Here is a 20,041-nt window from a genome sequence, read left to right on the forward strand (position 1 = left end):
CGCCACACGGGCGCACACGAGGCGCTTGCCTGACATTAAGGTCAGACAGCCGCCGCACCACCGACGATTTCCGACAGTTCTTTCGTGATCGCGGCCTGACGGCTCTTGTTGTACACGAGCTGCAGTTCGTTGATGACCGTCTTCGCATTGTCCGAAGCGGCCTTCATCGCGACCATTCGTGCCGACTGCTCCGATGCCATGTTTTCCGCGACGGCCTGATAGACCAGCGCCTCGACATAGCGCACCAGCAGTTCGTCCACCACTGCCTGCGCATCCGGCTCGTAGATGTAGTCCCACTGCGTGCTCGGCGTCGTGCCGTCTTCTTCCTTGCGCTCGAACTGGTCTGCCGACAGCGGCAGCAGTTGCTCGATCACCGGCTCCTGCTTCATCGTGTTGACGAAGCGCGTGTACGCGAGGTACACCGCCGAAACCTTGCCTTCCGAGTACAGGTCGAGCTGAACCTTCACCGCGCCGATCAGCTTTTCCAGATGCGGCGTGTCGCCCAGATGCACGACGTTCGACGCGACCTTCGCGCGCAGACGGTTCAGGAAACCCAGACCCTTGGTGCCGATCGCGGTTGCCTCGATCGTCTTGCCCTGGCCTTCCAGTTCCTTGAACTTCTGCAGCGACGCACGCAGCACGTTGGTGTTCATGCCGCCGCACAGACCCTTATCGGTCGTCACGAGGATGAAACCCGCCGCCTTCGCGCCTTCGTTCGACACCATGAACGGGTGACGATACTCGGGGTTCGCACGGCTCATGTGTGCAGCGATATCGCGGACCTTGTCGGCGTACGGGCGAGCGGAGCGCATGCGCTCCTGAGCGCGGCGCATCTTCGATGCGGCCACCATCTCCATCGCTTTCGTGATCTTTCGCGTGTTTTGCACGCTCTTGATCTTGCCGCGAATTTCCTTCATTCCAGCCATTGCTTGCTCCTTTGTCGACCCGGATGAGCGCTTGAGCGCTTATCCGGGCCCCCATGCAAAGCGGCCGAAGCAGCGCGGGGGCAGTTGCCTGCGGACCACGCCGCTTCAAGGTCCGCTTATGCCTTGCGGATCACTCGCGGATCAATAAGCGCCGGACTTCTTGAAGTCTTTGAGGACCGTGTGCAGCAGGCCTTCATCGTCCTTCGAGAGTTCCTTCGTATCTTCGATTCGCTTGACCAGGTCAGCGTGGCTCGACTTCAGATGCTCGCGCAGGCCCTTTTCGAACGGCAGGACTTGCGAGACTTCCAGATCGTCGAGGTAGCCGTTGTTCGCTGCGAACAGCGAGACAGCCAGTTCCCACACCTGCAGCGGCTGATACTGCGGCTGCTTCAGCAGTTCCGTCACGCGGCGGCCGCGCTCCAGCTGCTTGCGGGTTGCTTCGTCGAGGTCCGAGGCGAACTGCGCGAACGCAGCCAGTTCACGGTACTGCGCGAGGTCGGTACGGATACCGCCCGACAGCTTCTTCACGACCTTCGTCTGAGCCGCACCGCCAACGCGCGACACCGACACGCCGGCGTTAATTGCCGGGCGGATACCTGCGTTGAAGAGGTCGGTTTCCAGGAAGATCTGGCCGTCGGTAATCGAGATCACGTTCGTCGGAACGAATGCGGTCACGTCGCCTGCTTGCGTTTCAATGACCGGCAGTGCCGTCAGCGAACCGCTCTTGCCCTTCACTTCGCCGTTCGTGAACTTCTCGACGTACTCTTCCGAGACGCGAGCAGCACGTTCCAGCAGACGCGAGTGCAGATAGAACACGTCACCCGGGTAAGCTTCGCGGCCCGGCGGGCGGCGCAGCAGCAGCGAGATCTGGCGATATGCCCACGCTTGCTTGGTCAAGTCGTCATAAACGATCAGCGCGTCCTGGCCGCGATCGCGGAAGTATTCGCCCATCGTGCAGCCGGCGTAAGGCGCGAGGTACTGCATCGCTGCCGAGTCCGAAGCCGAAGCGGCCACGACGATCGTGTATTCCAGCGCGCCGGATTCTTCCAGCTTGCGCACCACGTTCATGATCGACGAAGCCTTCTGGCCGATCGCGACGTAGATACAGAAGAGGTTCTTGCCCTTCTGGTTGATGATCGCGTCGACCGCGACTGCCGTCTTGCCGCACTGACGGTCGCCAATGATCAGCTCGCGCTGGCCACGGCCAACCGGCACCATCGCGTCGATCGACTTCAGACCGGTCTGAACCGGTTCCGAAACCGACTTACGCCAGATCACGCCCGGCGCGATCTTTTCGATGGCGTCGGTCTTCGTTGCGTTGATCGGGCCCTTGCCGTCGATCGGGTTGCCGAGCGCGTCGACCACGCGGCCGAGCAGTTCCGGACCCACCGGCACTTCGAGAATACGGCCCGTCGTCTTGACGATGTCGCCTTCCGAAATGTGTTCGTACTCACCCAGAATCACGGCGCCGACCGAGTCGCGCTCGAGGTTCAGTGCGAGACCGAAGGTGTTGCCCGGGAATTCGAGCATTTCGCCCTGCATCACTTCCGACAGGCCGTGAATACGCACGATACCGTCGGTCACGGAGATCACCGTGCCCTGGTTGCGAACGTCTGCGCTCGCGTCAAGGCCCTGGATCCGGCTCTTGATCAGCTCGCTGATCTCAGAGGGATTGAGTTGCATTATTCGCTCCTGATAGTCAATTCTGTTGCGTGCCAGCCGCTTCAGCGCCCTAGGCGCTTCAGGCCGTCAGAGCCGTCTGCATGCTGGCAAGCCGCGCGCGGACCGAGGTATCGAGCACTTCGTCGCCGACCGTCACGCGCACGCCGCCGATCAGCGACGCGTCGACTTCGACCGTCGGCTTCAGCTTGCGTTGGAACTTGCGTTCGAGACTTGCGACGAGGTCGTTCAACTGCGCGCCTTCGAGCGGGAATGCGCTGACGATCAGCACATCGGCCGCCCCTTCGCGGGCGTTCTTCAGCTCTTCGAATTGCGCGGCGATTTCGGGCAACAATTGCAGGCGATGGTTATCCACCAGCATTTGCACCAGATTCTTCGCTTGCGCGTTGTCCTTGAGCGGCGACTTGACCGCGGCCAGCAGCAGTTCGCTGACCTGGGCGCGGCTTACTTTCGGGCTCGAGGCGATCGACAGCACTTCGGGCAGACGCGCAACCTGTGCCAGCTCCTGCACGAGCGTGGACCAGGCGGCGATGTCACCAGCTTCGGCCACGCCAAACAGCGCTTCTGCGTACGGACGGGCGATGGTTGCAAGTTCGGCCATGATCAGAGCTCGGCTTTCAGTTGATTCAGCAGGTCAGCGTGAGCTGCCTGGTCGACTTCGCGCTTCAGGATCTGTTCAGCGCCCTTGACAGCGAGTGCAGCGACTTCGCCGCGCAGCGTTTCGCGCGCCTTCACAACTTGCTGGTCCGCGTCCGCTTTCGCTTGCGCGATGATGCGTGCGGCTTCAGCCTGTGCCTGAGCCTTGATTTCGTCAGCGACTGCCACGGCGCGCTTTTCCGCGTCGGCAATACGTTGCTGACCGTCATTGCGTGCCTGGGCGAGTTCCTGGTCGACGCGCTTGTGAGCGGCTTCGAGTTCGGCCTTGCCCTTTTCGGCAGCCGACAAACCGTCAGCAATCTTCTTTGAGCGCTCGTCGAGGGCGTTGATCAGCGGCGGCCACACGAACTTCATCGTGAACCACGCGAGGATCAGGAACACGACCATTTGCGCAAACAGGGTTGCGTTGAGATTCACGGTGTTTCCTTAAACGTTGCTAGTTCGGAAAGTGAAACGGCAAGGCGCTCATCGATTCTGTGTTCGATCAGCGCCTCAGTGCCCGTTCCGCCCTGCGCCCTTACCTGTTATAGCTCAGGCGCAAACTTCCGAGGAACCTCAGCCTGCCAGCTTCGACAGCAGCGGGTTCGCGAACGCAAACAGCATTGCCACACCAACGCCAATCAGGAACGCCGCATCGATCAGACCAGCCAGCAGGAACATCTTGGTTTGCAGCGGGTTCATCAGTTCCGGCTGACGTGCACATGCTTCGATGTACTTGCCGCCCATCAGGCCGATACCGATACAGGCGCCGATTGCACCCAGGCCGATGATGATGCCGATACCGATGGCGGTCAGACCCTGGATGTTGGCGATGAAAGCTTGCATGATCACTCCTTTGTGAAAAGTCTTTTAGAACTGGTTGGAACTGGGATTTAAAAAAACGATGATTCTTTGGTCGACGCGCAGTTTAGTGCGTGTCGTGTGCCTGGCCGATGTACACCAGCGTCAGCATCATGAAAATGAACGCTTGCAGCAGAACGATCAGGATGTGGAAGATTGCCCACACGCTGCCCGCGATCACGTGGCCGATGAAGCCAAGCACCGTCGTGTCCGCGCCGAAGCTCCAGATGCTGCCGAGCAGGGCAATCAGCAGGAACAACAGTTCGCCCGCGTACATGTTGCCGAACAGCCGCATGCCGAGCGAGACCGTCTTCGCGACGAACTCGATGATGTTCAGTGCAAGGTTCGGGATCCACAGCAGCGGATGCGCGCCGAACGGAGCGGACAGCAGTTCGTGAACGAAGCCGCCTGCGCCCTTGATCTTGAAGTTGTAGTAAATCATCAGCGCGAACACACCGAGGGCGATGCCGAGCGTGCCGTTCAGGTCGGCGGTCGGAACGATACGGTGGTGCGGGATGACTTCGGACAGACCCAGCCAGCCAATCACGTGGCCCGGCAGGTCAACGGGGATAAAGTCGAGCGAGTTCATCAGCGCGACCCAGACGAACACCGTCAGGGCCAACGGGGCGATGAAGGTACGCGAGCCGTGGATCATCGACTTCGATTGATCTTCGACCATTTCGACCAGCATTTCGATGGCGCACTGGAAACGGCCCGGCACGCCGGACGTTGCCTTGCGAGCAGCGAGATGCAGAATGAAGATGGTGGCCAGACCGCAAACGATCGACCAGAAAAGGGTGTCCAGATTCCACACGTGAATGTCGAAAATCGACGTCTGGTGCGCGGTGGAAAAGTTCTGCAAGTGGTGCGCGATGTACTCGGACGGATCCATTGCGCGCGTGCCTTCGCTAGCTGCCATATCGTTAAAGCCACCCAAATTGTCGAAAATCGTCTTAGGCCGCTCCCGCAGCAATTCTGTATTGCGGGAACACGCCGGGCGCGGACTGTGTCATATCCGCACTCCTGGTACCGGCGCTGCGCGCCGGCCTGAATTTTTTGCTGCTTCCGTTCCAGCTACCTTAGCGCCAGGCCAAGGCAATCCAGTACGTCTTGAGCGCGACGAGGTAAGTCACGAGTAGCGGAACCCAGCGTACGTCGTGATACCAGAAGGCGATGGCTACAAACATCGCGATCGTTGTCCCCATCTTGAGCGCTTCGCCGATCATCCAGCTCATCACCGTTTCGGCGCCGCTCAGCGTTCTCAATCGTGCCGCGAACAACGCGCCCGGCACCCAGCAGATCGCTCCCCCCAGGAACGCGGACAGCGCAGCAGCGCCCGGCGGCTTGTAGAACAGCCACCACACCAGCGTAGCACCCAGGGACAAAACCATTTGCGCCGCCACGACCTTGAAAGGCGTGACACGCGATGGACGACTCACGTTAGGACCAAAGAGCTTCTCAGCTTCGGCCCGCGTGAGCGGAACGATATTGTTATCTTGCTGCTCGGCATCCCACGCTTCATCAGGCGCGACTCGCTGACCGGTGGACGCTACGGAAGCCGTACGCTCAGCGGGGTGTTCGTCGTGCCCATTCTGCGGCGCCTGATTCGACGTTTTAACCGCCATCGCAATGTTCCGAAAGTCTGGTTCCAGCGCGCCAGCTTACGCTGCGCTTACGGGGTTGCCGTGCAATTAAATCCGGGCGATTGTAAGCGATAGTTGCAGGCAATTCAAGACTTTAGGTCGCTCAATAACCTGCGTGAAACCGGTCATCACGATACGGGAATGCCCTGCTGGCGGGGCAAAACGCGTCAAATGTAAGGCGGGTGGGCGATGCCAAAACATGCTCGTTGAATCGGGTAGATTTGCGGATGCGCAAACGCGATTCAAACGCTGTAACGGCCGTCTCGAAAATGCAACAAACGCCGGTTTTTTCGAGTGCGGGTGGACATCGGTGGCGGCGGAAGGTAGGGAACTGTCGAGGTTTGGTGAGACTGGCGGAGAAGTACAACGCACCAGTCTACTTTGATCGAACGGCGCACTGCCCTTCCTGCAGTTAGCGTTTCGCTCTGCGTGTCCGCCTCCCATTGTCGCAGCGCTGACGAGGCGGAAAATACGTCAGCCATCCTTATTATTTTGCGGGGAGCAATTTAGTTAGGAATCCATGCAAGGCGGCTTTAACCGATGATTGCTTCGCCGGGTCGTCCTGATCAAGCAGACCGCCCCGGCGCAACTGCCGCTTACATTCACGCCGCGGCTGCGTTTCCGCGTAGACGCACCAGAATACCCTCAAGCGCATCCAGGTCGCCGAAATCCACCAGCACCTGCCCTCGCCCGCGGCGGCCAAGCTTGATCTTCACCGTCGCCGCCAGCAGGTCGGACAGCTCTTCCTCCAAACGACGCGTATCGCGCCCGCCATCCTGATTCGCGCGCGCCTTCACTGCCGGCGCCGCCTTGGTAGTCGCCGTCACAAGCTTTTCGGTTTCGCGTACCGACATGCGTTTGTTGACGACCTGATTGGCGAGCGTGATCTGCGTCGCGGCATCCACGGCCAACAATGCGCGGGCGTGGCCCATGTCGAGATCGCCGGCCAGCAACATCGTTTGTACCGGCGATGCGAGGTTGAGCAAGCGCAGCAGATTCGACACAGCGCTACGCGAGCGTCCCACCGATTCCGCCGCCTGCTCGTGCGTGAAGTTGAATTCGTCGAGCAGACGCTGAATACCCTGCGCCTCTTCCAGAGGATTCAGGTCTTCGCGCTGGATGTTCTCGATCAGCGCCATCGCGGCGGCGGCCTGATCGGGCACGTCCTTCACGAGTACCGGCACTTCGGTCAAACCCGCCAGACGCGCGGCGCGGAAGCGTCGTTCGCCGGCGATGATTTCGTACTTGTCCGCGGCCACGGGACGCACAAGGATCGGTTGCATCAAGCCCTGCGCGCGGATGCTCGCCGCCAGTTCCTGCAGCGCGCCTTCGTCCATGCGCGTGCGCGGCTGATACTTGCCCGCCTGCATCTTGGTGAGCGGCAACACGTTCGGCGCACCTTCGATCGCAACCGCTTCGGTGATGTCCGCGCTACCGCCGAGCAAAGCTTCCAGCCCGCGTCCCAAGCCCTTTTTTCTCGCTACTGCGTTCATCGTGCTTCCTCGATTCCGCTTAGGATGCCAGCGGCGCGTCGTTCAACGCGCGCACCCGTTCAATCATTTCCGCGCCGAATTGCACGTATGCCTGCGCGCCCCGCGACGCCCTGTCGAACACCACGCCCGGCAAGCCGTAGCTCGGTGCTTCGGCAAGCCGCACATTACGCGGAATCACCGCGTCGAACACCTTGTCGCCGAAATGCTCTTTCAGTTGATCGGACACCTGCTGTTGCAGCGTGATGCGCGGATCGAACATCACGCGCAGCAAGCCGATGACCTTGAGATCCCGGTTCAGATTCGCGTGCACCTGCTTGATCGTATTGACCAGATCGGACAAGCCTTCGAGCGCGAAGTACTCGCATTGCATCGGGATCACGACGCCGTGCGCGGCGCACAGACCATTGAGCGTCAGCAGTGACAAAGCCGGCGGGCAGTCGATCAGCACGAAGTCGTATTCGCTTTCGACGGCGGCAAGCGCAGCCTTCAACTGGCGCTCGCGGTTCTGCACGCTGACCAGTTCGACTTCGGCGCCGGCGAGTTCGCGGTTCGCGGGCAGCACGTCGTAGCCGACGGCTTCCGGACGCATGCGTGCATCGATCACCGCGACGCCATCCACGAGCACCTCGTAGACCGTATTCGCACAGGCGGCCTTGTCGATGCCGCTGCCCATCGTGGCATTGCCCTGTGGGTCCAGGTCGATGAGAAGGACACGCTGTCCCTGCGCTGCCAAGCTCGCGGCCAGATTGACTGTGGTCGTCGTCTTGCCGACGCCGCCTTTCTGGTTCGCAACGCAGAAGATTTTTGCCATCGTTGGTGTGTCCCTTTTGCTGCCTGGATGAAGTAAGTAAAACGCGCTACTGGCGCGGGTTCGGTGAGCGATGGATTCTGCTAATCGGCTAATCGACCAACTGGCCAATCGCTCGACGTCAGACGCCCGCCTCGTCGACCCGCACCTCGATCAGGTGCCGCTCGGCATCGAGCGACGGCACATTCAAACGGATGATCTGTTCCACGTGGGCGCCCGCCGGCAGCCGCTCGATCTCGCCTTCCGGACGCACACCCTTCATCGCCCAGATCGCGCCACGCTCCGCAACCAGATGACGGGCCAGTGTAACGAAATCCGTGAGTTCTGCGAATGCGCGCGAGACGATTACGTCGAACTTTGCCGGCACTTCGCCGCCCGGCCGCAAAGTTTCGACCCGCCCCGTCACTACTGACAGATTCGTCAGTCCGAGTTCGGCCTTGGCCTGAGCCTGAAACGCCGTCTTTTTATGGACGATGTCGTTCGTGGTCACCGTCCACTCCGGCAGAACGATGGCCAGCACGATGCCGGGCAAGCCGCCGCCGGAACCGACGTCGAGCACGGCCGACGGGCCGCGCGGCGCCAGATGCGGCACGATCGATAGCGAATCGAGGATGTGCTGGATCAGCATCTGCCGTGGATCGCGGATGGCCGTCAGGTTGTAGACGGCGTTCCACTTCGCGAGCAGCGCCACGTAGTCGAGCAGCCTGCCAAGCTGAGCGTCGCTCAGAACCAGGCCAAGTTCGCGAACGCCCTCTTCCAGCAGCGGTGCCAAGGCTTCCCGGCTGCTTCCCTTCTGATTCACCGTCATTGCGTCACCGGCGTGCCGTCGGTGCCGGTTTCGGCGGGTTTCGTCGGACGACGTCCGAGGCCGCGCTTCAGGTGGACCATCAGCAGGGATATCGCGGCGGGCGTGATGCCCGAAATACGCGACGCCTGACCAATGGTTTCCGGGCGGAACTGCGTCAGCTTCTGACGCGCTTCGAAGGAAAGTCCGCGCACTTCCGCATAGTCCAGCCCTTCGGGCAAGCGCGTGCTTTCATGCGCTTCGTTCCGCTCGATCTCACCGGCCTGACGGTCGATGTAGCCCTGATATTTGATCCCGATTTCGATCTGTTCCTTGATCTGGGCGAGCAGAACTTCGTCGTCCGCCAAAGTTTCCGGCGCGGCGCAGGTGCCGGCGCGTAAGCCGCACACGCCATCGTACGAAATGCCAGGCCGGCGGAGCAGATCCGCCAGACTGTATTCATGATCGATCGGCTTGCCGAGCAGGGCCGTCGCCTCGTCGGCCGGTAGCGTCTTGGGATTCACCCATGTCGTGCGCAACCGCTCTGTTTCACGTGAAACAGCGTCGCGCTTGCGGCTAAACGCATCCCAGCGGATGTCATCGACAACGCCTAGCTCGCGTCCAATCTCCGTCAGACGCATATCCGCATTGTCTTCGCGCAAGCTCAGGCGATACTCCGCGCGGCTCGTGAACATGCGATACGGCTCCGACACGCCACGCGTCACCAGATCGTCGACCAGCACGCCAAGGTAAGCTTGATCGCGGCGCGGACACCAGGCTTCCTTGCCCTGCACAAACAGACCCGCATTGATGCCCGCCAGCAGACCTTGTGCGGCAGCCTCTTCATAGCCGGTCGTGCCGTTAATCTGACCCGCGAAGAACAGCCCGTTAATCACCTTCGTTTCCAGCGATGCCTTCAGGCCACGCGGGTCGAAATAGTCGTATTCGATCGCATAGCCGGGTCGCAGAATGTGCGCGTGCTCCAAACCGCGCATCGAGCGAACCAGTTCGAGTTGCACGTCGAACGGCAGGCTTGTCGAGATCCCATTCGGGTAGAACTCATTGGTGGTCAGCCCTTCAGGCTCAAGGAATATCTGGTGCGATTCTTTCGACGCAAACCGGTGAATCTTGTCCTCGATCGACGGGCAGTAGCGCGGCCCCACCCCTTCGATCACACCGGTGTACATCGGCGAACGATCCAGACCACCGCGAATGATGTCGTGCGTCCGTTCATTCGTATGCGTCACCCAGCACGGAACCTGCCGTGGATGCTGCTCGACACGCCCCAGGAACGAGAACACCGGCACCGGATCCAGATCGCCGGGTTGCTCTTCCAGCTGCGAGAAATCGATCGTGCGGCCATCGATCCGCGGCGGCGTCCCCGTTTTCAGACGCCCTTGCGGCAGCTTCAACTCCTTCAACCGCGCGGACAACGAGACGGCAGCCGGATCGCCGGCACGGCCGCCGGTGTAGTTATTCAGGCCCACGTGAATCTTGCCGTCGAGAAAAGTCCCCGCCGTCAGCACTACCGCACGGGAGCGGAAGCGAATGCCCACTTGAGTCACCGCACCGACGACACGGTCGCCTTCCACCATCAGATCGTCGACGGCCTGCTGGAACAGCCACAGATTCGGCTGATTCTCCAGCCGATGCCGGATCGCCTGCTTGTACAGCAGCCGGTCGGCCTGAGCGCGCGTCGCGCGAACCGCTGGCCCCTTCGACGAATTGAGGATACGGAACTGGATACCGCCCTCGTCCGTCGCGGCCGCCATGGCGCCGCCGAGCGCATCGACCTCCTTGACCAGATGGCCTTTGCCAATCCCGCCAATCGACGGATTGCAGCTCATCTGTCCGAGCGTTTCGATGTTGTGCGTCAGCAGGAGCGTTTTATTGCCCATGCGAGCCGAAGCCAAAGCGGCCTCGGTACCGGCATGGCCGCCGCCGACGACGATTACGTCAAATTCTGTGGGAAAAAGCATCGCGGATCTCACGCCAGATCATCGCGTGAGCCTTCAAAGGAAAATGTATGGGCGAATTATAACGGGTTCGGTTTCGGCCCGAATTTCGTCCGTTTGGCGTAGGACGAAAAAAGCGGCGTGTTTCACGTGAAACACGCCGCTTCGAATTGTTTGTGAACCGCGAAGGCCGAAGTCCCCGCCCCATGCTCACGCCATCGTCACGCTGCCTTCTTCGCGAGCCCCAGATACGTTTCGATCACGCGCGGGTTCTGCGCCAGATCCGCCGCCGGCCCTTCTAACGCCAACTCACCCGTTTCAAGCACGTAGCCATAATCGGAAATCTGCAGCGCGGCGCGCGCATTCTGCTCGATCAGCAAGGTTGCAACACCCGTCTGCCGAAGCGCGCTGATGATGTGAAAAATCTCCTTCACGATCAACGGTGCAAGCCCAAGGCTCGGCTCGTCGAGCATAAGCAGGTCGGGCTTGCCCATCAACGCTCGGCCAACCGCCAACATTTGCCGCTCGCCACCGGACAACGTGCCGGCCGCCTGCTGACGACGCTCCTTCAAGCGCGGAAACAACGTGAAAACGGGCTCCAGCTGATCCAGGAAATTGCGCTCCCCTGCCCGCTTGCGACGGTACGCGCCGAGCACCAGGTTGTCCTCCACCGACATCGACGCGAACAACTCGCGCTTCTCCGGCACCAGACACATGCCACGCGCGACCCGCTTCTCGACCGGCACCGCGCCGACCTCTTCGCCCTGATACACCACCTCGCCCTTCGCGTGACCGGTGGTCGGGAGCGCGCCCATGATCGCGTTCAGCAGGGTAGATTTGCCGGCGCCGTTCGGCCCGATCACCGAAACGATCTGGCCAGGCCGCACCTTGATTGCAGCACCGTGCAGCGCCTCGACCTTGCCATAGCGAACCGACAACCCCTTCACGTCGAGGATGGGCGCCGCTGCATTCATCGTGTTCTCCATCATTCCACCCCGCCGAGATAGGCTTCGAGCACCGCCGGATCCTGCTGGACCTCCTGCGGCAGACCTTCCGCGATCCGCGTGCCGAACTCCATCACCACCAGCCGATCAGTGAGATTCATCACAAAATCCATATCGTGCTCGACCAGCAGCACGCTCATTCCTTCCGCTTTCAAGCGGCGCAGCAAGTCCGCCAGTTGCAGCTTTTCCTGATAGCGCAGACCAGCAGCCGGTTCGTCCAGCAACAACAAGGTCGGATCGCAGCACAACGCCCGCGCGATTTCGAGAATCCGCTGCTGGCCCAACGCGAGGCTTCCAGCCTCGTCATACATGTGCTGCTCCAACCCGACGCGACGAATCTGCCGCGCGGCTTCCGCCATCAGGCGTGCTTCCTCGGCGCTGTTCAGGCGCGCAATGCTGCGCCACACGCCGGCGTGACCACGCAAGTGCGCGCCGATCGCGACGTTCTCCAGCACCGTCATCCCCGGCAGCAGCTTGACGTGCTGGAACGTACGGCCGATCCCGCGTTTGACGATTTCACGTGAACTCAGCGAATCGATACGCTCGCCGCAGAACGTGATCTCGCCGCTGGTCGCCTGCAACACGCCGGTCACGAGGTTGAACGTCGTCGACTTGCCGGCGCCGTTCGGGCCGATCAGTCCGATGATCTGCCCCGCCTTCACCTCGAAGCTCACGTCGTTCACCGCGACGAGGCCGCCGAACTGCTTGCGCGCCTTGTTCACCGTCAACAGATTTTCACCCGCCGTCGGCTTGCTGCGCTGCGGCAACGGTTCGGCGTGATCCGCCAGATGCGCCCGAGGGCCACGCGGGAAAAATCGCGCGACGAACGGCCACACGCCCTGTCGAGCGTATTGCAGCAACAGCACCATCAAGATGCCGAACACGATCACCTCGAAGTTGCCGTTCTCGCCGAGCAACTTCGGAAGCAGCGTCTGCAGATAGTCCTGCAGCACCGTCAGGATCGCCGCGCCGAGCACCGCGCCCCACACGTGGGACACGCCCCCCACCACCGCCATGAACAGAAACTCGATGCCGTGGTTCAGCCCGAACGGCGTCGGATTCACCGCGCGCTGCAGGTGCGCGTACAGAAAGCCCGAAATCGACGCCAGCACCGCCGCATAGACGAAGATCACCACGCGCATCCAGCCGGTATTCACGCCCATTGCTTCGGCCACCATGCCGCCGCCGCGCAGTGCGCGGATTGCCCGGCCCGGCCGGCTATTAAGCAGGTTTTGAACAGAAATCACCGCACCCAGCACGACTAGCCAGATCAGGTAATAGATGTGGCGGCCGGATTCGAGATTGATGCCGAAAACATTCAGCACCGGAATCCCGTTGATGCCGTCGTACTTGCCCAGGATATCGAGATTGCCGAACAGGTAGAACAGCGCGAGCCCCCACGCGATCGTGCCGAGCGGCAAAAAGTGGCCGGATAGACGCATCGTCACGAGGCCGAGCATCAGCGCGATCAGCGCCGTCACGATCACGCCGGCGATCAGCGCAAGCCACGGCGACACGCCATATGCGGTCGTCAGATAGGCGGTCGCATAGGCGCCGATCCCGACGAACGCCGCCTGCCCGAAACTCGTCATCCCGCCGATGCCGGTCAGCAGCACGAGCCCGATTGCCACGATCGAATAGAGGCCGATGTAGTTGAGCAGCGTCACCCAGTATTCGGGCACGTGAATCGGCTGCGGCAGCACCGGCAGCGCGAACAGCACCACGAGGAACAACCAGAAGAACTTGTTTTGCATGATCCGTTTCATCGCGTCACTCCTCGTCCTCTTCGCTGTGCGGGCTGGCCAGACTTCGCCAGAGCAGCACCGGGATGATCAGCGTGAACACGATCACTTCCTTGTAAGCGCTCGCCCAGAACGACGAATACGACTCCAGCAGGCCGACCAGGATCGCGCCGGCAGCCGCCAGCGGATAACTGACCAGACCGCCGATAATCGCCCCCACGAAGCCCTTCAATCCGATCAGGAAGCCCGAGTCGTAATAGATGGTGGTCAGCGGCGCGACGAGGATGCCGCACAGCGCGCCAAGGCCGGCGGCCAGCGTGAACGCAAGCCGGCCGGCCTGTGTGGTGCCTATACCGACGAGGCGCGCGCCGAGCCGGTTCACCGACGTCGCGCGCAACGCCTTGCCCGAGATCGAGCGGTCGAAGTACAGGTACAGCGCGCCGATCAGCACCGCTGCCGTGCCGATCACCCACAGGCTCTGCCCGGAGATCGACAGACTGCCGAGATTGAACGTGGCGTCGGAGAACGCGGTGGTGCGTGAGCCTTCCGCGCCGAACATCACGAGGCCGAGCCCGACCATCGCGAAGTGCACCGCCACCGCCACGATCAGCAACAGCAGCGTGGTCGCTTCGGCGATCGGTTCATACGCGAGCCGATAGACGAACGGCCCCATCGGAATCACGATCAGCAGCGTCAGCGCGATCTGCACGATCATCGGTAACGGCTGCAGGAACACGCCGCGCGTGAGCGCGTACACCGCAACGGGGAACAGCAGGTATTTGCCGACCAGCACGGCAAGCGTGCGAGCCGCATGCCGGCGCCGTTCCGCGTGTCGCACGAGCCCCCCTACCTCGACGACGAAACAGGCCGCGCCCATTGCCATCAAGAGCCAGCAGGTGGCCGGAAATTTTTGAGTCTGCAGCGCGGCGAGCGTCAGCGCGCCGTACGACACGAACTCCCCCTGCGGGATGAAGATCACCCGCGTGACGGAAAACACCAGCACCAGCGCAAGCGCGAGCAACGCGTAGATCGCGCCGGTGGTGATGCCGTCCTGCGCGAGGATCGCCGCAATTGATAGATCCATACTTCCTCGTCCTGAAGCGTCGAAATCGAAACCGGGAAAGACCGGAAAAGGTCGTGGCGCGCTATGCGGCTAACCGACCGCGGCCACCGACCTGCAAGCCTGAAAAGACGACCGCCGCGCCGGGGTCCGGTGCGGCGGTCGGTGCCATTGTCATCGACCAGAATGGCAATGCGGCGTCATGTGCCGCACGTTGCGCGAGAGGCGCGTACCGCTTTTGTGATTAGTCGTTCTGCAGCTTCCACTTGCCGTCGACGATCTGCACGATCACGCGTGCGCGCTTGTCGAGGCCGTTGTGGTCGGTCGTCGTGGTGTTCATGATGCCGTGCGACACCGGCAGCTCCTTGATGTTTTCCAGCGCGCCGCGCAATGCCACGCGGAACGCTTCGGTGCCCGGCTGAGCGGTCTTCAACGCGACCGGAATCGCCGCCTGCAACATCTGGCCGGCATCCCACGCGTGACCGCCGAAGGTCGCCACCGAGCCCGCGCCGTACGCCTTCTCATACGCGTTCTTGTACGCTTCCGACGACTTCTTCACCGGGTTCGATTCCGGCAGCTGATCCGCCACGAGGATCGGACCGGCCGGCAGGAATTCGCCTTCGCAATCCTTGCCGCATACGCGCAGGAAGTCGTTGTTCGCAACGCCGTGCGTCTGGTAGACCTTGCCCTTGTAGCCGCGCTCCTTCAACGTCTTGGCCGGCAGCGCCGACGGCGTGCCCGCGCCGGCGATCAGCACGGCATCCGGATTCGCGCCCATCGTCTTCAGGACCTGGCCGGTCACGGACGCGTCGGTGCGGTTAAAGCGTTCGTTGGAGACGATCTTCAGATGGTGCGCGGCGGCCGCCGCCGTGAACACGTTGTTCCAGCCGTCGCCGTACGCATCCGCGAAGCCGATGAAGCCGACCGTCTTCACGCCGTGGCGCTCCATGTAGTCGGCGATCGCGTCGGCCATCAGGCTGTCGTTTTGCGGCGGTTTGAAGGCCCATGCGCGCTTCGCGTCCATCGGCGAAATGATCGCCGCCGATGCCGCCAGCGAGATCACCGGCGTCTTGCCTTCCGCGGCGGGGTCGAGCATGGCGAGCGAATTCGGCGTGACGGTCGAGCCGATGATCGCGTCGACGTGGTCTTCGTCGATCAGCTTGCGCGTGTTCTGCACGGCCTTGCCGGTATCGGACGCGTCGTCGAGGATGATGTACTGCACCGTCTTGCCGCCGATCTCCTTCGGCAACAGCGCGATCGTGTTCTTCTCAGGAATCCCGAGCGATGCCGCCGGCCCCGTGGTGGACAGCGTCACGCCGATCTTTACCTGCGCGAACGCCGCGCCCGCGCCGCACATCAGCGCCATTGCGATGCCGGTGCGTACCCATTGCTTGGTCTTTTTCATTGCCAGTCTCCAAACGCCTTGAAGTGCGTATCTGTAATCCGGCTCATGGGCCGGGTGTCTGAATCTAGTTATAGGGTTCGGGCATGCCAAGCATGGTTTTCCCTGCTCGGCGCGGCTGCCCTCACCGGATGCGATGCGACTCCCCTTCTGCGTGCCACGACTGCGAACTGCTGCGATTCCGGTAGCGTGTCAGCGGTGCCTGTTACGGCGGACGTGCGCGTCAAACCTGCCACGACCCGTCACCGATAAAACACTAATATGTTAGTAGTAGTATTGCGTTCTGCATCATCGACGGTCAAGAGACAGCAGGTCAGATTCGGGTTTGTCCTGAAGCCTCGACGCCACACTTGCGCCCACGTGAAACGGGCAATAAAAAAGACGCGTCAACTGCACGCGTCTTTTTCAATGAGGTTTCCGTAGCGCTTCGCCTTCGCTCAGTCGCCGGACAACTTCCACTTGCCGCCGACGATCTCTACCATCACGCGCGCCCGCTGGTCGAGACCGGCATGGTCGTTCGCGCTCATGTTGAAGATCCCGTGCGACGCGGGCATGTCTTTGGTGCTTTCGAGCGCTGCGCGCAACGCTTCACGGAACGCCGGCGTGCCGGGCTGCCCTTTCTTCAGCGCGAGTGGGATGGCCCGTTGCAGCAGCAGGCCGGCGTCCCATGCATGACCGCCGAAGGTCGACACCGAGCCGGCGCCGTACGCGGTTTCATAGGCGCGCTTGTAGGCGACGGCGGTCTTCTTCACCGGATTCGAGTCGGGCAATTGATCGGCGACCAGCAACGGACCGGCGGGCAGATACGTGCCTTCGCAATCCTTGCCGCACACGCGCAGGAAGTCGTTATTGGCGACGCCATGCGTCTGATAGTACTTGCCCTTGTAGCCCCGTTCCCTGAGCGTTTTCTGCGGCAGCGCGGCCGGTGTGCCGGCGCCCGCGATCAGCACCGCATCCGGGTTCTGCGACATGATCTTCAGTACCTGCCCGGTGACCGACGCATCGTTGCGCGCGAAGCGTTCGTTCGCGACGATCTTGATCTTCGCGAGATCGGCGGCCTTGCCGAATTCCTTGAACCAGCTCTCGCCGTACGCGTCCGCGAAACCGATGAACGCAACCGTTTTCACGCCATGGTTCGACATGTGCTGCGCGATCGCGGTGGCCATCAGAATGTCGTTCTGCGGCGTCTTGAAGACCCACGCGCGCTTCGCATCCATCGGTTCGACGATGCTCGCGGCGGCGGCCATGGAGATCATCGGCGTGGTGCTTTCGGCGGCGACGTCGATCATGGCGAGCGAGTTCGGCACGACGGTCGAGCCGATCAGCGCATCGACGTGATCTTCACTGGTGAGCTTGCGGGCATTCTTGACGGCCTGCGTGGGATCGGTCGCATCGTCGAGCACGATGTAATCGATTTTCTGACCCGCGACCTCTTTAGGCAGCAGCGCAATCGTATTCTTTTCCGGAATACCGAGCGATGCGGCCGGCCCCGTTGCCGATACCGTCACGCCGATTTTCACGTCCGCGAATGCCGTATTGCACCATGCCGCGGTGACTCCAGTGGCGACTAATGCCGCGCTTATCCAACGCAATGCCGACTTCATCCCGCTCCTCTGATTACCCCGTTAATTCATTCGAATTTAAATCCGCGGATTTAAATCCCGACCCAGCGGTCGGTTAATAGCGAGTGTAACGGAGCAAAGGCCCGTGCTGCAAGCGTTTTGCAGGCTTATCGGCAGGCGGAAAGCGTATGGACGGGCGAATAAAAAAGGGCCCGAAAATTAGCGGCCGATTCGAATGGCGCTATAGTGAAATGACAAATAAAAAGCGCTGTTGGATATCAATCCAACAGCGCTTTTGTCTGGGCACTGAGTGCCTCATTGTCTCCTCGTTCTCCACCTGCAAAATTCGTGGTGCATCAGAACTGCATGAAGATTAAACGAGCACATGGCGTACTACAACTAGCAATTACCCTAGTGGTGCACTGCCGCACAAAGTTGGGGCGGTCATGCTTGCTCATGGAACGGACAATTGCCCAGTGCTGAATGCGGTGGATTTTACCTCAGCGTCTCGGCGTCGAAGCCCGGCAAATTAGATCGGATGCCAAAGCAATTTTCGACGATGCCCGAACCGCCCGCAGCCACCCGCAGCCACCTGCAGCCACCCGCATCACGCGCGCAACGGCCTCACACGCGCGACGATCTCCCCGACAATGCCGCGCCGGAACGCCAACACGCACGCGATGAAAATCACGCCCGTCACGATCGTCACCGACTCGCCGAGCGAGCGAAACCAGTCGATTCCGGTCGTCGACGCCAGCGCGGAGCCGATATCACCGAGCCTGTCTTCGAGCGCGACGATCAACGCCGCGCCGAGCAGCGGCCCGAACAGCGTGCCCATGCCGCCCACCAGCGTCATCAGGATCACCAGCCCGGACATCGTCCAGTATGCGTCGCTCAGCGTCTCGAAGCCTTGCACCAGCACCTTCAGCGAGCCGGCAAGACCCGCCAGCCCCGCCGACAGAATGAACGCCAGCAGCTTGAAGCGATCCGTGTCGTAGCCGAGCGACACCGCACGCGGCTCGTTCTCCTTGATCGCCACCAGCACCTGTCCAAACGGCGAATGAACGATCCGCACGATCAGCAGGAACGCCAGCACCATCACCGCGAGCACGACGAAGTACAACGCGACGTCGGACGACAGATCCAGCAGGCCGAACAGCTTGCCGCGCGGCACGCCTTGCAGGCCGTCCTCGCCATGCGTGAACGGCGCCTGCAGAAAGACGAAGTAGACCATCTGCGCGAGCGCCAGCGTCACCATCGCGAAGTAGATGCCCTGGCGACGGATCGCGAACAGACCCACCACGAGACCGAGCAGCGTCGCCGCCGCGGTACCGGCGAGCACGCCGAGTTCCGGCGAGAAGCCGAGCGTCTGCATCGCGTAACCTGTCACGTAACCAGCCGACGCAAGGAACATCGCGTGACCGAAGGACAGCAGGCCGGTGTACCCGATCAGCAGATTGAACGCCGCCGCGAACAGCGCGAAGCACATCACCTTCATCACGAACAGCGGATAGATGCCGAGCACGGGGACCGCGAGCAGCGCGATCAGCAGCAGACCGTAGAGCACTTTTCTCTGCATCATTTTTCCTTGCCGAAGAGACCCGCCGGACGCACCAGCAACACCAGCGCCATGATCACGAACACGACGGTCGCCGACGCCTCCGGATAGAACACGCGCGTCAATCCTTCGATCACGCCGAGCATCAAGCCCGTCAAAATCGACCCCATGATCGACCCCATGCCGCCGATCACGACCACGGCGAACACGGTGATGATCATCGGCTGGCCCATCAGCGGCGAGACCTGAATGACCGGCGCGGCGAGCACGCCGGCAAATGCCGCCAGCGCGACGCCGAAGCCGTAGGTGAGCGTGATCATCAGCGGCACGTTGACGCCGAACGCCTCGACCAGTTTCGGATTCTCGGTGCCCGCGCGCAGATAGGCGCCCAGGCGCGTCTTTTCGATCACGAACCACGTCGCGAAGCACACCGCCAGCGACGCCACCACGACCCAAGCACGATAGTTCGGCAAGAACATGAAGCCGAGATTGGTCGCGCCGGACAGCGCGGACGGCACGTCGTAAGGCTGGCCCGACGACCCGTAGATGGAATGAAACACGCCTTCGACCACCAGCGTCAGCCCGAAGGTCAGCAGCAGCCCATACAGATGATCGAGCCGGTATAACCAGCGCAGCATCGTCCGTTCGATCAGAATGCCGAACAGCCCGACGACCAGCGGCGCCAGCACCAGCATCACCCAGTACGGCAGGCCGAAATACGAAAAACCCATCCATGCGAGCATTGCGCCGAGCATGAACAACGCGCCGTGCGCGAAATTGATCACGTTGAGCAGGCCGAAAATCACCGCGAGCCCAAGACTCAGAATCGCGTAGAACGAGCCGTTGACGAGCCCTAGCAGTAGCTGGCTCAGCATCGCCGGGAGCGGAATGCCAAAGATTTCCATTGAAGCCTTAACCCCTGAAGCC

18 protein-coding genes are annotated in these 20,041 nt (G+C 61.6%); all 18 read right to left on the reverse strand.

Annotated features, from left to right (window positions below):
• Nucleotides 1–41: 41 nt before the first annotated feature.
• A complete protein-coding gene (gene atpG, locus LFL96_RS19230; RefSeq protein WP_280996799.1) occupies nucleotides 42–926 on the reverse strand; it encodes a F0F1 ATP synthase subunit gamma in 885 nt (294 codons plus the stop codon).
• A 141-nt stretch (nucleotides 927–1,067) separates the two neighbouring features.
• On the reverse strand, nucleotides 1,068–2,609 hold the full coding sequence (atpA, locus tag LFL96_RS19235) for a F0F1 ATP synthase subunit alpha (protein ID WP_280996800.1): 1,542 nt from the start codon (nucleotides 2,607–2,609) through the stop codon (nucleotides 1,068–1,070).
• A gap of 58 nt (nucleotides 2,610–2,667) precedes the next feature.
• A complete protein-coding gene (locus tag LFL96_RS19240) occupies nucleotides 2,668–3,207 on the reverse strand; it encodes a F0F1 ATP synthase subunit delta (RefSeq protein ID WP_280996801.1) in 540 nt (179 codons plus the stop codon).
• A gap of 2 nt (nucleotides 3,208–3,209) precedes the next feature.
• Nucleotides 3,210–3,680, reverse strand: coding sequence for a F0F1 ATP synthase subunit B (locus tag LFL96_RS19245; protein ID WP_106284870.1), 471 nt, complete (start codon nucleotides 3,678–3,680; stop codon nucleotides 3,210–3,212).
• Between the two features lie 138 nt (nucleotides 3,681–3,818).
• Nucleotides 3,819–4,088 (reverse strand): F0F1 ATP synthase subunit C, encoded by a 270-nt coding sequence (gene atpE / locus LFL96_RS19250; RefSeq protein WP_007180033.1) that lies wholly within the window; start codon nucleotides 4,086–4,088, stop codon nucleotides 3,819–3,821.
• Nucleotides 4,089–4,170: 82 nt separating this feature from the next.
• Nucleotides 4,171–5,022, reverse strand: coding sequence for a F0F1 ATP synthase subunit A (gene atpB, locus LFL96_RS19255; protein ID WP_011490292.1), 852 nt, complete (start codon nucleotides 5,020–5,022; stop codon nucleotides 4,171–4,173).
• 160 nt (nucleotides 5,023–5,182) lie between these two features.
• Nucleotides 5,183–5,728, reverse strand: a complete 546-nt coding sequence (locus LFL96_RS19260) for an ATP synthase subunit I (protein ID WP_280996813.1) — start codon at nucleotides 5,726–5,728, stop codon at nucleotides 5,183–5,185.
• 620 nt (nucleotides 5,729–6,348) lie between these two features.
• Entirely contained in the window at nucleotides 6,349–7,239 is an 891-nt protein-coding gene (locus LFL96_RS19265; protein WP_280996814.1) for a ParB/RepB/Spo0J family partition protein, read from the reverse strand.
• 19 nt (nucleotides 7,240–7,258) lie between these two features.
• Nucleotides 7,259–8,050: a ParA family protein gene (locus LFL96_RS19270; protein ID WP_280996815.1), complete on the reverse strand. Its 792-nt coding sequence runs from the start codon at nucleotides 8,048–8,050 to the stop codon at nucleotides 7,259–7,261.
• A gap of 118 nt (nucleotides 8,051–8,168) precedes the next feature.
• Nucleotides 8,169–8,855, reverse strand: coding sequence for a 16S rRNA (guanine(527)-N(7))-methyltransferase RsmG (gene rsmG / locus LFL96_RS19275; RefSeq protein WP_280996816.1), 687 nt, complete (start codon nucleotides 8,853–8,855; stop codon nucleotides 8,169–8,171).
• Complete coding sequence (mnmG, locus tag LFL96_RS19280) at nucleotides 8,852–10,810, reverse strand: tRNA uridine-5-carboxymethylaminomethyl(34) synthesis enzyme MnmG (RefSeq protein WP_280996817.1); 1,959 nt, start codon at nucleotides 10,808–10,810, stop codon at nucleotides 8,852–8,854. The genes rsmG and mnmG overlap by 4 nt, the downstream gene beginning before the upstream one ends.
• Before the next feature lie 197 nt (nucleotides 10,811–11,007).
• Entirely contained in the window at nucleotides 11,008–11,760 is a 753-nt protein-coding gene (locus LFL96_RS19285) for an ABC transporter ATP-binding protein (protein WP_280996818.1), read from the reverse strand.
• 11 nt (nucleotides 11,761–11,771) lie between these two features.
• Nucleotides 11,772–13,556, reverse strand: coding sequence for a branched-chain amino acid ABC transporter ATP-binding protein/permease (locus LFL96_RS19290; RefSeq protein ID WP_280996819.1), 1,785 nt, complete (start codon nucleotides 13,554–13,556; stop codon nucleotides 11,772–11,774).
• A gap of 4 nt (nucleotides 13,557–13,560) precedes the next feature.
• The gene (locus LFL96_RS19295; protein WP_280996820.1) at nucleotides 13,561–14,616 is read right to left on the reverse strand and encodes a branched-chain amino acid ABC transporter permease; all 1,056 of its coding nucleotides are present in this window, start codon (nucleotides 14,614–14,616) and stop codon (nucleotides 13,561–13,563) included.
• 220 nt (nucleotides 14,617–14,836) lie between these two features.
• Nucleotides 14,837–15,997, reverse strand: a complete 1,161-nt coding sequence (locus LFL96_RS19300) for an ABC transporter substrate-binding protein (RefSeq protein WP_280996821.1) — start codon at nucleotides 15,995–15,997, stop codon at nucleotides 14,837–14,839.
• Nucleotides 15,998–16,431: 434 nt separating this feature from the next.
• Nucleotides 16,432–17,598 (reverse strand): ABC transporter substrate-binding protein, encoded by a 1,167-nt coding sequence (locus tag LFL96_RS19305; protein WP_280996822.1) that lies wholly within the window; start codon nucleotides 17,596–17,598, stop codon nucleotides 16,432–16,434.
• A 565-nt stretch (nucleotides 17,599–18,163) separates the two neighbouring features.
• Nucleotides 18,164–19,135: a branched-chain amino acid ABC transporter permease gene (locus LFL96_RS19310; protein ID WP_281000836.1), complete on the reverse strand. Its 972-nt coding sequence runs from the start codon at nucleotides 19,133–19,135 to the stop codon at nucleotides 18,164–18,166.
• Nucleotides 19,135–20,019, reverse strand: coding sequence for a branched-chain amino acid ABC transporter permease (locus LFL96_RS19315; protein ID WP_280996823.1), 885 nt, complete (start codon nucleotides 20,017–20,019; stop codon nucleotides 19,135–19,137). The genes LFL96_RS19310 and LFL96_RS19315 overlap by 1 nt, the downstream gene beginning before the upstream one ends.
• Nucleotides 20,020–20,041 lie beyond the last annotated feature (22 nt).

This window comes from Paraburkholderia sp. D15 (assembly GCF_029910215.1).
Lineage (GTDB): Bacteria > Pseudomonadota > Gammaproteobacteria > Burkholderiales > Burkholderiaceae > Paraburkholderia.

Coding starts and splice junctions, on each gene's coding strand:
- LFL96_RS19270 (WP_280996815.1), bottom strand. CDS start 8,050: ATGGCAAAAATCTTCTGCGTTGCGAACCAGAAAGGCGGCGTCGGCAAG.
- LFL96_RS19300 (WP_280996821.1), bottom strand. CDS start 15,997: ATGAAAAAGACCAAGCAATGGGTACGCACCGGCATCGCAATGGCGCTG.
- LFL96_RS19260 (WP_280996813.1), bottom strand. CDS start 5,728: ATGGCGGTTAAAACGTCGAATCAGGCGCCGCAGAATGGGCACGACGAA.
- mnmG (WP_280996817.1), bottom strand. CDS start 10,810: ATGCTTTTTCCCACAGAATTTGACGTAATCGTCGTCGGCGGCGGCCAT.
- LFL96_RS19290 (WP_280996819.1), bottom strand. CDS start 13,556: ATGAAACGGATCATGCAAAACAAGTTCTTCTGGTTGTTCCTCGTGGTG.
- LFL96_RS19240 (WP_280996801.1), bottom strand. CDS start 3,207: ATGGCCGAACTTGCAACCATCGCCCGTCCGTACGCAGAAGCGCTGTTT.
- rsmG (WP_280996816.1), bottom strand. CDS start 8,855: ATGACGGTGAATCAGAAGGGAAGCAGCCGGGAAGCCTTGGCACCGCTG.
- LFL96_RS19285 (WP_280996818.1), bottom strand. CDS start 11,760: ATGAATGCAGCGGCGCCCATCCTCGACGTGAAGGGGTTGTCGGTTCGC.
- atpE (WP_007180033.1), bottom strand. CDS start 4,088: ATGCAAGCTTTCATCGCCAACATCCAGGGTCTGACCGCCATCGGTATC.
- LFL96_RS19265 (WP_280996814.1), bottom strand. CDS start 7,239: ATGAACGCAGTAGCGAGAAAAAAGGGCTTGGGACGCGGGCTGGAAGCT.
- LFL96_RS19295 (WP_280996820.1), bottom strand. CDS start 14,616: ATGGATCTATCAATTGCGGCGATCCTCGCGCAGGACGGCATCACCACC.
- atpG (WP_280996799.1), bottom strand. CDS start 926: ATGGCTGGAATGAAGGAAATTCGCGGCAAGATCAAGAGCGTGCAAAAC.
- atpB (WP_011490292.1), bottom strand. CDS start 5,022: ATGGCAGCTAGCGAAGGCACGCGCGCAATGGATCCGTCCGAGTACATC.
- atpA (WP_280996800.1), bottom strand. CDS start 2,609: ATGCAACTCAATCCCTCTGAGATCAGCGAGCTGATCAAGAGCCGGATC.
- LFL96_RS19315 (WP_280996823.1), bottom strand. CDS start 20,019: ATGGAAATCTTTGGCATTCCGCTCCCGGCGATGCTGAGCCAGCTACTG.
- LFL96_RS19305 (WP_280996822.1), bottom strand. CDS start 17,598: ATGAAGTCGGCATTGCGTTGGATAAGCGCGGCATTAGTCGCCACTGGA.
- LFL96_RS19310 (WP_281000836.1), bottom strand. CDS start 19,135: ATGCAGAGAAAAGTGCTCTACGGTCTGCTGCTGATCGCGCTGCTCGCG.